This window comes from Parasphingomonas halimpatiens, from assembly GCF_036663795.1.
Lineage (GTDB): Bacteria > Pseudomonadota > Alphaproteobacteria > Sphingomonadales > Sphingomonadaceae > Sphingomonas.
This window is the reverse complement of sequence record NZ_JAXOJP010000018.1, coordinates 47,070-61,047: the sequence shown is the minus strand read 5'-3', so window position 1 is coordinate 61,047 and position 13,978 is coordinate 47,070. Positions and strand designations below refer to the sequence as shown.

At 65.4% G+C, this 13,978-nt stretch carries 14 protein-coding genes; 6 read left to right on the top strand and 8 right to left on the bottom strand.

The window, feature by feature from the left end; genetic code table 11:
• Positions 1 to 21 precede the first annotated feature (21 nt).
• The 3 genes from U1839_RS17180 to U1839_RS17170 form a co-directional block, all read right to left on the bottom strand.
• On the bottom strand, positions 22 to 2,892 hold the full coding sequence (locus U1839_RS17180; protein ID WP_332804811.1) for a M16 family metallopeptidase: 2,871 nt from the start codon (positions 2,890 to 2,892) through the stop codon (positions 22 to 24).
• A 444-nt stretch (positions 2,893 to 3,336) separates the two neighbouring features.
• Entirely contained in the window at positions 3,337 to 3,783 is a 447-nt protein-coding gene (locus tag U1839_RS17175) for a hypothetical protein (protein WP_332804810.1), read from the bottom strand.
• 121 nt (positions 3,784 to 3,904) lie between these two features.
• Positions 3,905 to 4,483: a hypothetical protein gene (locus tag U1839_RS17170; protein ID WP_332804809.1), complete on the bottom strand. Its 579-nt coding sequence runs from the start codon at positions 4,481 to 4,483 to the stop codon at positions 3,905 to 3,907.
• Between the two features lie 41 nt (positions 4,484 to 4,524).
• Here U1839_RS17170 and U1839_RS17165 point away from each other — a divergent pair, with 41 nt between their 5' ends.
• Positions 4,525 to 5,184 (top strand): hypothetical protein, encoded by a 660-nt coding sequence (locus U1839_RS17165; RefSeq protein WP_332804808.1) that lies wholly within the window; start codon positions 4,525 to 4,527, stop codon positions 5,182 to 5,184.
• 313 nt (positions 5,185 to 5,497) lie between these two features.
• Here the strand turns inward: U1839_RS17165 and U1839_RS17160 are convergent, their stop codons facing one another.
• Both U1839_RS17160 and U1839_RS17155 read right to left on the bottom strand, forming a co-directional pair.
• Positions 5,498 to 5,965 carry a GNAT family N-acetyltransferase gene (locus U1839_RS17160; protein ID WP_332804807.1) on the bottom strand — a complete coding sequence of 156 codons (468 nt, stop codon included), beginning with the start codon at positions 5,963 to 5,965 and terminating at the stop codon, positions 5,498 to 5,500.
• The gene (locus U1839_RS17155; protein WP_332804806.1) at positions 5,962 to 6,249 is read right to left on the bottom strand and encodes a type II toxin-antitoxin system TacA family antitoxin; all 288 of its coding nucleotides are present in this window, start codon (positions 6,247 to 6,249) and stop codon (positions 5,962 to 5,964) included. Before U1839_RS17155 ends, U1839_RS17160 begins: the two co-directional genes overlap by 4 nt.
• 1,097 nt (positions 6,250 to 7,346) lie before the next feature.
• Between U1839_RS17155 and tuf the strand changes: the two genes are divergently transcribed.
• From tuf to U1839_RS17135, 4 genes are all read left to right on the top strand, one after another.
• Positions 7,347 to 8,534, top strand: coding sequence for an elongation factor Tu (gene tuf, locus U1839_RS17150; protein WP_332804805.1), 1,188 nt, complete (start codon positions 7,347 to 7,349; stop codon positions 8,532 to 8,534).
• 354 nt (positions 8,535 to 8,888) lie between these two features.
• Complete coding sequence (locus U1839_RS17145) at positions 8,889 to 9,542, top strand: hypothetical protein (protein ID WP_332804804.1); 654 nt, start codon at positions 8,889 to 8,891, stop codon at positions 9,540 to 9,542.
• A gap of 107 nt (positions 9,543 to 9,649) precedes the next feature.
• Entirely contained in the window at positions 9,650 to 10,195 is a 546-nt protein-coding gene (locus U1839_RS17140) for a GNAT family N-acetyltransferase (protein ID WP_332804803.1), read from the top strand.
• Positions 10,196 to 10,398: 203 nt separating this feature from the next.
• The gene (locus tag U1839_RS17135; protein ID WP_332804802.1) at positions 10,399 to 10,719 is read left to right on the top strand and encodes a hypothetical protein; all 321 of its coding nucleotides are present in this window, start codon (positions 10,399 to 10,401) and stop codon (positions 10,717 to 10,719) included.
• 75 nt (positions 10,720 to 10,794) lie between these two features.
• Here U1839_RS17135 and U1839_RS17130 read toward each other — a convergent pair whose 3' ends face one another.
• From U1839_RS17130 to U1839_RS17120, 3 genes are all read right to left on the bottom strand, one after another.
• Positions 10,795 to 11,451, bottom strand: coding sequence for a sulfite oxidase-like oxidoreductase (locus U1839_RS17130; protein ID WP_332804801.1), 657 nt, complete (start codon positions 11,449 to 11,451; stop codon positions 10,795 to 10,797).
• A gap of 117 nt (positions 11,452 to 11,568) precedes the next feature.
• Positions 11,569 to 12,399, bottom strand: a complete 831-nt coding sequence (locus U1839_RS17125) for an alpha/beta fold hydrolase (RefSeq protein WP_332804800.1) — start codon at positions 12,397 to 12,399, stop codon at positions 11,569 to 11,571.
• A 125-nt stretch (positions 12,400 to 12,524) separates the two neighbouring features.
• Positions 12,525 to 13,424, bottom strand: coding sequence for an HNH endonuclease (locus tag U1839_RS17120; protein ID WP_332804799.1), 900 nt, complete (start codon positions 13,422 to 13,424; stop codon positions 12,525 to 12,527).
• A gap of 140 nt (positions 13,425 to 13,564) precedes the next feature.
• Between U1839_RS17120 and U1839_RS17115 the strand changes: the two genes are divergently transcribed.
• Complete coding sequence (locus U1839_RS17115; protein WP_332804798.1) at positions 13,565 to 13,978, top strand: DoxX family protein; 414 nt, start codon at positions 13,565 to 13,567, stop codon at positions 13,976 to 13,978.

The window sequence follows — 13,978 nt, the reverse complement described above, 5'->3', positions numbered from 1 at the left end:
TCGGGGCGAGGCCGGTGTCGGCTACTTCAACAATGCGCTGTCGAGGTTGAGCTTGTCGGCGGGAATGACCTCCAACTGGGGGTAGTCCTTACGCAGCGCATCGACGAACAGCTTAGCATCGCCGACCACGACGATGCTGGCGCGCGACGGGTCCATCAGCGCGGCGGCGGCGCGTTGCACGGCGGCGGGGTCGACCGCGCTGACGGCGGGGATGTAGCGCTGCAGCTCGGTGACCGGCACGCCCTGCTCGACATAGCCGGCGAGCGTGGCGGCGATGCCGCCGGTCGTCTCGGTGGCGCGGCCGAAGCCGCCGATCAGCACTGCCTTGCGCGTGTCGAGTTCGCTGGCGGTGACGGGCTCGGCACCCATGCGCTTCATCTCGGCGGCGATGATCGCCACCGTCTCGGGCGCGCTGGGATTCTTGGTCGAGGTGCGGCCTGACAGCGAGCCGCCGTCGCGTCGCGCCGACAGCGAACTGCCCGCGCCATAAGCGAGGCCGCGCTTGATGCGGATTTCCTGGTTGAGTCGCGACGAGAAGCCGCCGCCAAGGATCGTGTTGGCGACCGCGGCGGGGTAGTAACTGGAGTCACCGCGTCTGATCGCCTGGCGTGCCACGACGACGCCGGCTTGTCCCGCGCCTGGCATATCGACGACGACGATGCGCGGATTGATGAGTTCGGCGGGAAGCGTAACAACCCACCGCGTACCCAACTTGCCGGCGGGATCCCGCCAGGTACCGAAGTTTCGCTCGGCAAGAGCCCGGGCCGCAGCAGGCGTGATGTCACCAACCATCACCAGCGTCGCGTTTCTGGGTCGCCACGCCGCAGTATAGGCGCCGACCACATCGCGGCGCGTAATCGTCTGCAACGACCTTGGCGTGCCGGACAAGGCATGGCCATATGGACCTTCAGCGAACACCGTCCGCGCCGACACCAGCCCGGCCAGCCGCGACGGATCCTTGATCGTGACGTTGACGCCGTCGATCGCCTGGACGCGGGCGCGCTCGATCTCCTCGGCGGCGAATGCGGGGTGCTGCGCGACATCGGCGAGGATCGCCAGTGCCGGGCCGGCCTGGTCGGCCTTGACGTCGACCGACACGGTCGAGCCGTCCCAATCGGCATTGCTGCCGATGCTGCCGCCGAGCGTCTCGATCTGCTGCGCGATCTGGGTGGCCGATCGCGTCTTCGTGCCCTTGGTCATCAGGTCGGAGGTGAGGCTGTAGAGGCCCGCGCGATTATCGGGGTCGGCCGCGCCGCCGGTGGTGGTGACGAGCGCGGCGGTGAGCAGCGGCAGTTCGTGGCGCTCGACCACCAGCACGGTCAGGCCGTTGGCGAGTTTCATCGTTACCGGCGCCGGGATCGCGGCGGCGACCGGCGTACCCGCCGCCGGCGGGGCGACGCGCTGCGCCTCGCTGGCGGGGGTGAAGACCTCGACCTTGGGCGGCGCGACCAGCGCCTGCGTCACGACCGACGACGCGACGGCGATCGGCTCGTTCTTGCTGCCGGCCGGCGCCATTTCGGCCGGAAGGTAACGGATCGTCGCGGCGCGCTCGTCGCGGAGATACTTGCGCGCGACACGCTGCACGTCGGCGGCGGTGACGCGCGCGACGGCGGCGAGATCGCGGTCGGCGGCGCGCGGATCGCCATCGATGATCGTCGCCTGGGCGATGGTCGATGCCTTGCCCTCGGCGGTCTCGCGCGAGCGCAACACGGTGGTGAGGATCTGGTTGCGCGCCTTGGCCAGTTCGGCCGCCATCACCGGCGCGTCGCGCAGCCGGCCGATCTCGCGGCGCAGCGCCGCCTCGCCGGTCGCGACATCCTTGCCCGAGGCCATGATCGACAGCACGGCGAGGTTGCCTGGGCCCTGCTTCGAATCGACGAAGCTCTCGGCCGACTGGGCGAGCTGATCGCGGTAGACGAGGCTCTGATAGAGCCGCGAGCTCTCGCCGCCGGACAGGATGGTGTTGAGCACGGCGAGCGCGGGGCCGTCAGGATCGCGGTCGGGCGGGATCGGATAGGAGATCAGCACCGCGGGGAGCGGCGTGTTCGGTTCATAGACGGTGCGGCTGACCGGCGCAGTGCGCTCGGGCTCGGTCACGGTGACGCGCGGGATCGACCAGTCGGGTCGCTTGATGGGTGCGAAATACTGGTCGACCCAGGCATCGAGCTGCTTGGGGTCGAAATTGCCCGCCACGACCAGCACGGCATTGTCGGGGCGGTAATAGAGCGCATGGAAGGCGCGGACATCGTCGATCTGCGCGCTGTCGAGATTGTCGATGCTGCCGATCGTGCCGCGCGCATAGGGGTGCGCGCTGTACGAGATCGCCGGGAAATAGAGCGAGAACAGCTTGCCATAGGGCCGGGCATTGGTGTTCTGGCGCAGCTCCTCCTTCACCACGTCGCGTTCCGACGCGAAGCTCTTGGGCTCGACCACCAGGCTGGCCATACGATCGGCCTCGGCGAACAGCAGCCGCTGGAGGTGGTTGGCCGGGATGACCTCGTGATATTCGGTGTAATCGTCATTGGTCGAGGCGTTGTTGTTGCCGCCGACATCCTCGGTCAGCCGGTCCATCTGTTCCGACGCGAGGTTGCGCGACGCCTTGAACATGAGATGCTCGAACATGTGCGCGAAGCCCGAGCGGCCGACCGGATCATTCTTCGAGCCGACATCGTACCACACCTGGACCGAAACGTTCGCCGTGCCGGTGTCGCGAATGGCGTAGACGCGCAGGCCATTGGCGAGGCGACGCTCGGTAAAGGCGATCGGCTTGACCGCGGGTGCTGCGGCTGCCGCTGCGGCGGGACGCGGCGCGTGGCGGACAGGCTGCTTCGCCGTCGCGGCGAGGGGCAGCGCGGCGACGCTGAGCAACAAGGCAACACGGATCAAACGCATCGGGAACTCCGGGAACAGGGAGGGCAGGGGATGGCGGCATGTGTCGGCGGGGCGGGCGCGCGTGTCAATCGGCCGAGACACTTCGCGCTGTCCGCCGGCGCAGCGCCGCTCCCTGTTTTCGCGGGGTAACAGCGAGAAGAACAGGGAGCGTAACAGGGAGTCGCATTTTTTCGCGCGATAACAGGGAGCGGCGAGCGGTGGGCCGGCGCGGCGAAATTCCCTGCAGCAGGGACGCCGGCAGGGAATTTCGTCCATATTTTTTCGCGCGGCGGCAGGGAATGCGGTGGCAGGAACAGGGAGCGTCGCCCGCACGAAACAGGGAGCGAATGCGCCCGCGCGCGGGAACGGTGGGCGGCCGGGGCCGGAGGTGCGGGGCGCGGCGGAGCGAGGCATAGCCGCGCACCATGCCAGCGACGGCCGCACGGGTGAATCACGCGCGCCGCATCAGCCGAAACGCCGGGCGTGGAGGTAGAGCGACAGCTCGCGCAGATGCCGGCCCCAATGGAAATGGAGCAGTCGCAAATAGTGATGCGCGTCGTCGGCGCCGAGATGATCGAAGCGCCACACCGCCTCGGCCATATCGCCGGCGATATCGACGAGATCGTCGATCGCATCGGCGGTGCGCACCGTGCCCGTCGCGGGGCCGAGCGGATCGACGACGGCATAGCGGCCATAGGCGGGAAAGCGCGCGGCAATGATCGCGCGCAGCCCGGCACCGTCACGGCGCGGCGGCTCCTTTATGCCGGTCGCGGCGCGACCCTCGGGCACTTCGTGAAAGGCCAGCGCCAGCTCATCCAGCGCGAGGGCGAGCGCGGCGTCGGTCGGCGGCTCGTCCTGCAGGATGAGATCGAGCATCCGCCACGCGGTCTGGATGATGGGGGCGGCTTTCATGGCGGCGGTGGTGGCATGGGGTGGGGTGCGGGGCAACGGGGGGAGTGGGCGGTTTTTGTCTGCGGGGATTTGGCGATGTTCTTGTTAACTGGCAACGAACCCGCACCGCTTTACTTGCCGCTCAACCCGGCGCGCCGGGTCGCTCCAAGATCATGAAGCTTGCAGTGAGCGTTGCCCGTTTGCGCTGGAGCGGTGAGGCGTCACCATAGTCATAATAAACTTGGCCGCGCAGGCCGCTATCCCACCAAGTGCAGAGGAACGACGGCCCCTTGATGAAATTTGGCACGAATTCGTCGCATGTCGGAGCACTGGGGAAATGGGCAGTGACGGCAGCACGGAACGTTGCGGCCAGCGCGTCGCTGGTTGCAACATCCGCCGATGGCGAAATGCCGGTGAGTATCACGCCGAACAACCGGCCATTGTCGAAGTAGAATGAAGCGCATACCGGGACGCCGGCAAAACTCACCGAGCAATCCCGTAGCGACTCCTCGCCGATCGGCTTCTGCTTCACTGCTTTCAGATCAAGGGTATGGATCGCGATCGGATAGGCTGGCCGCTGCGCTTTGGGAAACAACGCGACGACGTCACTGGGTGCCATGCCGGCCACGGCGCGCTCCCACAGCGGTATGGCCCCCGTCGCGCCGGACGGTTGCGCCGCCGTCAGGGTAAGCGCCGTGATGGTCGCTGCTATCGCGAGCATCGTGTCTTCCCTTCATCATGCCATGTGGCCGCCCAACCTCTATGCCCGGAACGGCAAATATGCGAGTCACGCCATGGCTTGGCGATGCTTCGGAGATGACAGTGAAATACCTTTGGCCTGTCCTGGCCTTCGTTGCTTCATCGGGCGCGCCTGCCGCTGACCGCCCGATTGCGGGACTGAAGATCGGTCCGCTCGATCTCGGGATGACGATGGACGAGGCGAAAGCGGCGCTTCCTCATGCGACACGGAGCGAGAATGGGCCGGTCGCGGCGCCGTCGGCGTTTGAATTGGCCGGGCTACCCATGGACGTGTCCTTCGGAAGACGCACGGATGGCAGGGTGCGGGTGGAGTTGACGTCGCACTGGCCCGTGCAGCCGCGCGAATGCATGGCAAAACTGGATCAGGTGGTCGGTGTGCTCGAACCCATATTCGGCCATTTCCGCCCCGACGAAGTTGGCGGCTACGCGATACGCAAAGCGGGCATCCGATCGACAATGGGCTGGTTCGTCACTCGAGGCTATGGCGGTGGACAGGACGGGCTGGTTCGATCAAGCGCCTTTGTGCGGGGGCCGGGCGAGCCAATCACTGTCAATGTTCAGGCCAATGAGCAGCGCAACCTGAGTCCAGACGCCGATGGCCGACTGGAATGTGATTTGTTCGTCTATCTCGACTACCGGCTCGGAGGTGGGGGTGGGGAATGAGCCCATGGCGCCCGGTGCCTTTCGTGTTCAATAAGGTCGGTCAGGTTTCGTCCCACTAACAATGTCAGCACTATTGGATTTCAATATCCTGGTGATTTCGTCTTCCCTCGTCACCCGATGAAACATCGCCGAGGCCTATCTCGACGCTGGTTGCCGCGTAGAGCAGGCGCGTCTGGGCTGTCTTGATCGCTTCGCGGAAGGCGGCGATCGCAGGTTCACGATCGAGTATCGCAATCAGCGTCCCGCTTTCGACGACGATCAGGAAGGGAGGCCATCGCCGCCGTTGCGTGCGGCGGAGGGCGATGATCGTGCGTCATAAGGCGCGAATGAGCCTGAGCCGGTCATCACCCAGCCGTACGAAACCGTGATGGGCATAGAAGCGCGCCGCCGCTTCGTCCTTGGCATCGACGATCATGGCATAGGCCATGACCTCAGACCGGGTGGCGCGTAGCAGCGCGTCGGCGAGCAGAGCACCGCCGAGCCGCTTTCCTTGATGCGCGGTCGCCACGGCGAGCCGGCCGAGCAGCACGGCGGGGACGACGGGATAGCGCGGGAGCTTGGCGGCCTGATCGGGCGACAACTGATCGAGCACCAGCGACGTGGCGGCGATGGTGTAGAAGCCGGCCACGGCATCGCTATCATCCAGCGCCACGAAACAGGAAGCCACACGTCGTCGCACGTCCTGCGAGATACGCTCGCGAAAATAGCGGTCGAGCGCGGCCGACCCGCTGACGAAGGCGGCGCGATCCTGCTTGCCGAGGAGCGCGACCCGGTAGCTCATTCGCTCTCGCGGATCAGATCACGATGCGCGGCCATTGCACGCTCCAGCGCGGCCGAGACGGCGGGCGGGTTGCCGAGCAGCGCGGCGACACGCTCCTGATCGGCGAGCGACAAGCGGATGATCTGCGCCTCGGCGATGGTGCGCTCGGCTGCCTGACGCGCGGCATCGACCATGAAATCGCTGACGCTCCGGCCTTCGATCTCGGCGGCGCGCTTGACGGCGGCGAGGATGTCGGGGGCGATCCGTGCTTCGATGCGGGCCGTGCGGGGGGATGGATGTGGCATTGGTCGACTCTCATTTGCCAATTTTATGTACGGTGAATTGCCGGACATGGCAAGTATGATCCGATGGCGGAAAGCGCCTCGGACGCTATCAGAAGAAGATCGGTGCCTCGTCCAGGATGGTCAATTTTTCCTCAACGCGGCCAGGCCTGAAGCTTATCGGATCCGACTGTCCCGATAATGCAGCTTTATCGTGCAGGCGAGGATGCCGGGCTCCCGATGAAGCACGGCACACCGAGCGATTGACACGCGGGTGATACGACGCGGAATGATCAAGGTGAGCGGTGGATCACGATTGACTGCCTCATTGGCAGCCCACCCCTCGCTAAAGCGACGGTCTGTGATTGCTTGTTCGAGTTCTTTTCGCGTCGGGCAAAGGCTCTGATCGGCACAAAGCACCGCCAACAGCAGCATTGCCGAGAACATCGCTCACCTCCCTCGTTCCGCCCAGGTCAGCGACTGGCTGGTCAGCAGTGAACAAGCGTATCAAAATTTCGACGTGGTACCAGCTGGATCGGGGAGGAAGCGAGCTTGCGGTCCTATCTCTCCAGTGGTAACGGGCGCGACCATATTATTTCGGACGTGACACGATGACGATCGCAACGATCAAGGCAGCAGGACACGACGCACCGGCATTCGTCGGCGCGGCGTCGCTGCATGCGTCCATCATCTGACACGCCTCCGCACATGGGAGGCCTGGCCTCCCCCTACGTCCTGATGGACCCCGGATGGCCTGGCCTTCCGGGGTTTTTTCTTGGCCGCCTTCGGGTTGGCCGCCGGACGAAGGGAATGGGGCGATGGCCCGACTGACGAAGGCCATGACCGGACGCCATCCGCGCGCGCTGCTGCGTGGCGTCGGGTCATGGCGATTCCGCGACTAGCTACCCTCCAGGCGCATTTCGCCCGGAGGCTCCCTGATGGACCTCTGCGGGCGCGAATTCCTTCGGCTCGTCGGGTCCGCCCGGCGAGTTTTTTTTGTTTTTGCGGGTCCCGCGCTGCGGCGCCGGGCCCGACACCGAAATTGGCGCGCCAATGCCAATGGCCGCCGGGCCCGGCCTGATCAGCCGGGGTTCGGCGGCGCTTCAACGAAGAGAAAGACGATGACCAACAAACTGCATGTGAATGTCGGCACGATCGGACATGTCGACCATGGCAAGACCACGCTGACCGCCGCGATCACCCAGGTCCAGGCGGCACGGCTTGGCGGCATGGCGCTGTCGTTCGACCAGATCGACAAGGCGCCGGAGGAGAAAGCGCGCGGCATCACGATCAATACCAGCCATGTCGAGTATGAGTCGGAAGTCCGGCACTATGCTCACATCGATTGTCCGGGGCACGCCGATTATGTGAAGAACATGATCACCGGCGCGTCGCAGATGGACGGTGCGATCCTGCTCGTCGATGCCACCAAGGGCGCCGCGAAGCAGACGGTCGAGCACATCCTGCTCGCCCGCCAGGTCAATGTCCGGCACATGGTCGTGTTCGTCAACAAGATGGACATGCTCGCAGCCGGAGACCGGGACGACATGAAGGCGTTGATCGAGCTGGAGACCGGCGAGCTGCTGGCATCGCACGGTTACCACGACACCCCGTTCGTGTTCGGCAGCGCGCTTCGCGCGGTCGAGGCGGCGGCACGTGGTGACCTCGACGATCCGGCGGTGCAGGGCGTGGTCGAACTGGTCGCCGCGTTGGACGGGCACATTCCCGATCCGGTGCGCGACTACGACGCCCCGTTCCTGATGCCGATCGAAGGCGTTCACACCATTCCGGGTCGCGGCACGGTCGTTTCCGGCCGGGTCGAGCGCGGCGTGGTGAAGATCGGCGATGCGGTCGAGATCGTCGGACTGGAGCAGCAGGGCACGGTGATCGTGACCGGCACGCAGGCCTTCCGCAAGGATGTGCCCGACGCGCGTGCCGGCATGAATGTCGGGTTGTTGCTGCGCGGCCTGAAGCGTGACGACGTTGCGCGTGGCCAGGTGCTGAGCGCGCCTGGTGCGATCAGCGCGCATGCCTCGGGCCGTGCGCAGATCTTCGTGCTCACGGCGGAGGAGGGCGGCCGTCACACGCCGTTTGCGAGCGGTTACCGCCCGCAATTCTTCTTCGGTGTGACCGACGTGACCGGAGTCATCAATCTCGCCGATGGCGAGGATTTGGTCGCACCGGGCGCGCAGGCCGATATCGGCTTCACGCTGAACCGGCCGGTCGGCATCGAGCCCGGCGTTCGCTTCGCCATCCGCGAGGGTGGCAAGACCGTCGGTGCCGGGCTGGTCACCGAAGTGACCGGCTGAAAGGACCTGCCACGCTCCCGGCCTCCGCCTCGGCGGGGGTCGGGATTTGTGGTGTCAGGCGGACAATGGGGAGTTTCAGACGGGGTGGCTCTTGCCGCCTTTCGTGGTGAATCGTTTCATGTGGCCCCTTCCGTTATAGGGCGTGGCTGGAAAAGGCGGGAAGCGGGCTCCTCGCTCAATATTGTGACCAAGTGAGCGTGGCCGGCCGCGCGCGACGGCGCGGCGGTCGGGCCGTCGATGCGATGCGGTGCAGATCTCGGGGTGCAACCGATTAACCGTCACAGAAATTCGATAGCGTTCACAAGCGCTTTACCCATATCCGCTATTTCCGGCGCACCGTCGGGAGGAATGGGGATGCGCGAAGATTCAGTCTCGATGGTAGAGCGCGGGCGCCAGTGGCGTCGTGCCGCCCGGCCGCTGCTCGCGCTCTGCCTGCTGTTGTCCAGCTCGTGCTCAGCCGCAAATGCGCACACATGGCAATGCCATGCGCGGGAAGGGAGCTTTGCCGATCATGACAGCGCCGTGCCCGAGACCGCGACGCAGTTCACTGGCTCGATGATGATCCGCAAGGCCAATGGGCTCAGCAAATGGCATCCGACGGCGCAGGTCGGCTTTACCGACCTCGGTTTCACCGAGGACGGATGCCATTGCAATGGCATCGTCGCCACCTGGTATCCGGAATATCCCGATTCCTTCCTGGTGTCGCTGTTGGCGGACGGCAAGGAAATCGAGCTCGGCCTCGTGCCCTATGACAAGCCGGTGACGTTCAAGCTCACCTTCGCCCGCGACGGCGCGCTGAAGCTCGAGGTGGGGAGCGGGGTGGCGACCGGGCGATCGGCCATCACCAAACGCAATAATCTGCACATGAGCTGTTCGACCGCCGACGTCGATTTCGACGTCACCTTCGCAACGCCCGTGGAGCAGCGCTCACCCGATCGGTGCCCCTTTGCCGCGCAGGAACAATGGACCGCGGCGGATGTCGATCGGTACTGCAAGGTCCGCCGTTAGTCTGCGTAGGTGCGGCCGGCGCCGGGCGCTTGCCATCCGGCGTGCGATCTGGCTCCTTCAGGGCGTCCCCGTCACGGATAGTGACGATAGCCGGAACGAGTTACGAAATGGGCGTCATAAATTTGCGCAAGGCAACGCGCAGCGACGCCGCTGCCCTCGGCGCCTTGCACGTCGCTTCGTGGCGCGAGGCCTATAGCGACATCATGCCTGATGCGATGCTGGCCGGGATATCGGTCGAGGCACGAACCGCCATGTGGGACGAGGTTCTGGGCGATCCTGAAGCATTTGGCGGGACGAGCGTTTTCGTCGCAGAGGATTCCGGCCGGATGGTCGGTTTCGGTTCGTGCGGCGGGCAGCGCGATCCGGCGCTGGCGCGTGCGGGGTTCGATGGCGAGATCACCGCGCTCTACGTTCTGCGCTCCCATCAAAAGCGCGGCGTCGGTCGCTCGATCATGTCGGCGATGGCGGAACGCCTGTCGGCGCTCGGATATTCGGGCCTTAGCCTGTGGGTGCTGCGCGACAACGTTCCTGCGCGCGCCTTTTACGAGGGGCTGGGCGGAACGATTGTCGATGAGAAGAGCGACAAGCGGTTCGCCGGCGCGCTGGTCGAAGTCGCGCTTGGTTGGTCGGATCTGCCCAGCCTGCGCGGCTGACATAAAGCGGTCATCGCCGGGCGCGCCGGAGGACGTGCGCCCGCGCGCTACACCACCTTCACTGTGCTCATCGCGCAAAAATATATAATTTGATCAATAGATTAGTACGTGTGATCCGTATTGTCACATAAGCGCAATTTTTCTGTCGTCAAATCGTAACAAATGTGTCACCTTTCTGTCTCAAATCACGAAGGAGATGGATGATGATCACGAAATACGCCTCGATCCTTGTCTTGGCGGCCACGCTGGCCACGCCGGTATTGGCCGCACCCAAGTCTGATCCGGCCGCTATGGTCAGCGGCAAGGAGTCGGTCGTCCGGCTCAGCCCCGCTGATGGCGGCGCCTTCATCGAACTCGCCGCCGCTTATCAGCGCGCCGGCCGCACCGCGGACGCCAACAACGCGTTCCGCAAGGCATTGGCGCTCGACAATGTGATGCTCGAAACCCCCACCGGCGCTGCGATCTGGTCGCACGAGGTGGCGCGCGGCGCGCTCGCCCGCACGGTTTCGCTCACGGCACGCTGATCCGGTTCCGGCAGGACGAGCCGTTCGCGGCTCTTCCTGCCCCTCCGGCGCTTCACCGCGCGCTGGCTTGCCTGTTCACGAATAACGTTCCTCGGCCCAGGGATCGCCGCGCAGGTGATAACCGCTGCTTTCCCAGAAGCCGGGCTTGTCGGCGCCGAGCAGGTCGATGCCGTTCAGCCATTTGGCGCTCTTCCAGAAATAGAGGTGGGGGACGACCAGCCGGACCGGGCCGCCATGCGCCTTGGTCAGCGGCTGGCCCTGCCAGCTATGCGCGAGCAGCACGCCGGCGGCGGCGAAATCGGCGAGCGTGACGTTGGTGGTGTAGCCGTCATAGCCGTGGAGCATCAGCGCGGCGGCCTCGTCGCGCGGCTGCACGAGATCGAGCAGATCGTGCGCGGCGACGCCCTGCCAGTCATTGTCGTAGCGCGACCAGCTCGTCACGCAGTGGATGTCGGAGCGTAGATCGGTCTGCGGCAGCGCCATGAACGCGGCCCAGTCGAGCGTCACCGGGCGCTCGACCATGCCGCCGATCTTCAACCGCCAGCGCTCGCGCGACACCTCGGGCTGGCGCCCGAGATCGAGCACCGGCCAGTCGCGGACGATGTGCTGACCCGGGGGCAGGCGTTGATCTTCGGGGCGGGCATGTTGGCCGGTGAGGAACTTGCCCTCGCTTGCCCAGCGGCGCTTCGACGTTGTGAGCTTGGAGGGTTCGACAGGGGGTTCGTCGGGCATGGGCGGGAGTCCTGATCGGCAGCGCGCGGGCGAGCAGACTGGCAGATCGCTGACGCTTCGTCACCGGGGGCGGCGGGCCCGGACACAGTCCCGGCCCGCCCCGGTGTGGCCCGCGCTTCAGCTTTCGATGAAAGCGAGCAGGTCGGCGTTGATGATGTCGGCGTGCGTGGTGCACATGCCGTGCGGAAAGCCGTCATAGGTCTTGAGCGTACCGTGCTCGAGCAGCTTGACCGTCAGCGGGGCGGAATCGGCATAGGGCACGATCTGGTCGTCCGAGCCGTGCATCACCAGCACTGGCACCTCGATCGCCTTGAGATCTTCGGTGAAGTCGGTTTCCGAAAAGGCCTTGATGCAATCATAATGCGCCTTGGCGCCGCCCATCATGCCTTGCCGCCACCAATTGTCGATCACGCCGGGGATTGGTGTGACGCCGGGGCGGTTGAAGCCGTAGAAGGGGCCGGAGGGAACATCGCGGTAGAATTGCGCGCGGTTGGCGACGAGAGCCGCACGAAAGCCGTCGAACACCTCGATCGGCAGCCCGCCGGGATTGGCCTCGGTCTTGAGCATCAGCGGGGGCACCGCGCCGATCAGCACCGCCTTGGCGACGCGGCCGGGCTCGGCGCGCGCGACATAGCGTGCGACCTCGCCGCCGCCGGTCGAATGGCCGATATGCACCGCGCCTTCGAGGTCGAGTGCCTCGGCCAGCTCGATCATGTCGTCGGCATAGCTGTCCATCTCGTTGCCGGTATCGGTCTGGCTCGACCGGCCATGGCCGCGGCGATCATGCGCGACGACGCGAAAGCCCTCTTCGAGGAAGAACAGCATCTGATTGTCCCAGTCGTCCGCACTGAGCGGCCAGCCGTGATGGAAGACGATCGGCGGGGCGTCCCTGGGGCCCCAGTCCTTGAAGAAGATGTCGGTGCCGTCATCGGTGGTGAACATGGTCATCGCGCGATCTCCGGTTGATCGGTTGGGCCCCCGCCCGGCGTCGAACCTATCGCGCGAATCTGACAGGGTGAAGTCGGTGGCGGCCGATCGCGGCCGCCGCGCGAAGGCCGCGGCGACATCTGCAATCAATGCTTGAAACAGTTCTCGCGATGCCACTGCACGAAATGGTGGTGCGGGCGATCCGCAGGCCGGGGCGGTAGCAGCGCGTGCCGGGTCGGATTGACGATAGCGCGAATACTGTCGGGATCGTTTACCTGCCTCGATACCATGATCGACATGTCGTCGGCGAGGCTGATCAGCCCGCGATCGAACATCCAGTGCGCGGTACCCGACAAAGCGAGGCCGTTGCTGACGATGTCTGGTCCGTTTGCCTCGACCGGGCGGATATGTGCCGCCTCGACTTCCGCCCGGCCGCCTCCGTTGATCAATTTCAGGCCGGTAATTGCGCAACGCTCGTCATAGGCGCGCAGGACCACGCGGCGGAACACCCGGTCGCGAACGATGCGCGAGGTCAGGTAGCTTATCCGATCGCGCTCCTGCTCATGCTCGAAGGGGGCGATGTCTTCACGCAGCATGTCGGCGCGGGGCAGTTCGTCGACCCGCGGCAGGAGCGGCGCATCCTGATCGAGGCCAAGGGTAATGATCCGGTTGAAGTCCGCTGGCGAGAGTGTCCGCACCGCCGCCTGGGCGCGTCCTGAGATACGGCCCTGTTCGTTCAGGAGGCCACGCTCGACGACGCCGTCTGCGCCGTTGAACGACACGGGGGTGGCGAAATCGCAATAGCTACCGGGTTCGATCAGCGCGAGGTACATGCCGTTCGCGGTGGGATCGGGGACAATCCGCTCGACCTTGGCGACGGCGAAATAACCGCGGCTGTTGGGCACCCTGCGCGGCTCGAGATAGACGATCCAGTCGCCGACACACGGCGTCGCGCGGCCGAGATACTGGTTCGGGAACTGGTAACGCTCCGACGGACTGTCATCGTAGATCGAGTCGCTACGGTGCATGAAGACGCAGAATGCCATGGTGTGAACTATCATGCTGCATTTTGCGGGTGATGCCAGCAGCATTCGCGCCGCTGGTTCTGCGCGCTATGCCCAGACGGGAGCTTGTGACATGACACAGGGCTGATGACCGTTCCCACATTCGACGCAACGCGCCGCCCATGACCCTCATGGACCGCGCCCGACTGATCCTGCGCTGGCTGTTGGCGGCGATCTATCTGCTCGCCGGCGTGCTGCACGTCTGGGCGCCGCGGCCGTTTCTCGGCATCGTGCCGGGTTGGGTGCCGTTCCCCGATATGGTCGTGCTGCTCACCGGGCTGTGTGAGATTGCCGGGGCGATCGGGCTGATGACGCAGCGTTGGCGCTGGCTCGCGGCGGTGATGCTGGCGTTCTATGCGGTGTTCGTGTTCCCGGCGAACATCAAGCATGCGATCGACGGGCTGGTCTATCACCGCAATACGCTCGGCTGGGGCTATCACGCGCTGCGGCTGCTGCTTCAGCCGGTAATCGTGTGGTGGAGCCTGTTCGCCGGCGGGGTGATCGACTGGCCGTTCGGGCGCAAACGGCAAGCCTGA

Bases quoted from the DNA above. Each gene is read 5' to 3' on its own strand.
- U1839_RS17180 (WP_332804811.1), bottom strand. From the start codon at position 2,892: ATGCGTTTGATCCGTGTTGCCTTGTTGCTCAGCGTCGCCGCGCTGCCC.
- U1839_RS17175 (WP_332804810.1), bottom strand. From the start codon at position 3,783: ATGAAAGCCGCCCCCATCATCCAGACCGCGTGGCGGATGCTCGATCTC.
- U1839_RS17170 (WP_332804809.1), bottom strand. From the start codon at position 4,483: ATGCTCGCGATAGCAGCGACCATCACGGCGCTTACCCTGACGGCGGCG.
- U1839_RS17165 (WP_332804808.1), top strand. From the start codon at position 4,525: ATGCCCGGAACGGCAAATATGCGAGTCACGCCATGGCTTGGCGATGCT.
- U1839_RS17160 (WP_332804807.1), bottom strand. From the start codon at position 5,965: ATGAGCTACCGGGTCGCGCTCCTCGGCAAGCAGGATCGCGCCGCCTTC.
- U1839_RS17155 (WP_332804806.1), bottom strand. From the start codon at position 6,249: ATGCCACATCCATCCCCCCGCACGGCCCGCATCGAAGCACGGATCGCC.
- tuf (WP_332804805.1), top strand. From the start codon at position 7,347: ATGACCAACAAACTGCATGTGAATGTCGGCACGATCGGACATGTCGAC.
- U1839_RS17145 (WP_332804804.1), top strand. From the start codon at position 8,889: ATGCGCGAAGATTCAGTCTCGATGGTAGAGCGCGGGCGCCAGTGGCGT.
- U1839_RS17140 (WP_332804803.1), top strand. From the start codon at position 9,650: ATGGGCGTCATAAATTTGCGCAAGGCAACGCGCAGCGACGCCGCTGCC.
- U1839_RS17135 (WP_332804802.1), top strand. From the start codon at position 10,399: ATGATCACGAAATACGCCTCGATCCTTGTCTTGGCGGCCACGCTGGCC.
- U1839_RS17130 (WP_332804801.1), bottom strand. From the start codon at position 11,451: ATGCCCGACGAACCCCCTGTCGAACCCTCCAAGCTCACAACGTCGAAG.
- U1839_RS17125 (WP_332804800.1), bottom strand. From the start codon at position 12,399: ATGACCATGTTCACCACCGATGACGGCACCGACATCTTCTTCAAGGAC.
- U1839_RS17120 (WP_332804799.1), bottom strand. From the start codon at position 13,424: ATGGCATTCTGCGTCTTCATGCACCGTAGCGACTCGATCTACGATGAC.
- U1839_RS17115 (WP_332804798.1), top strand. From the start codon at position 13,565: ATGACCCTCATGGACCGCGCCCGACTGATCCTGCGCTGGCTGTTGGCG.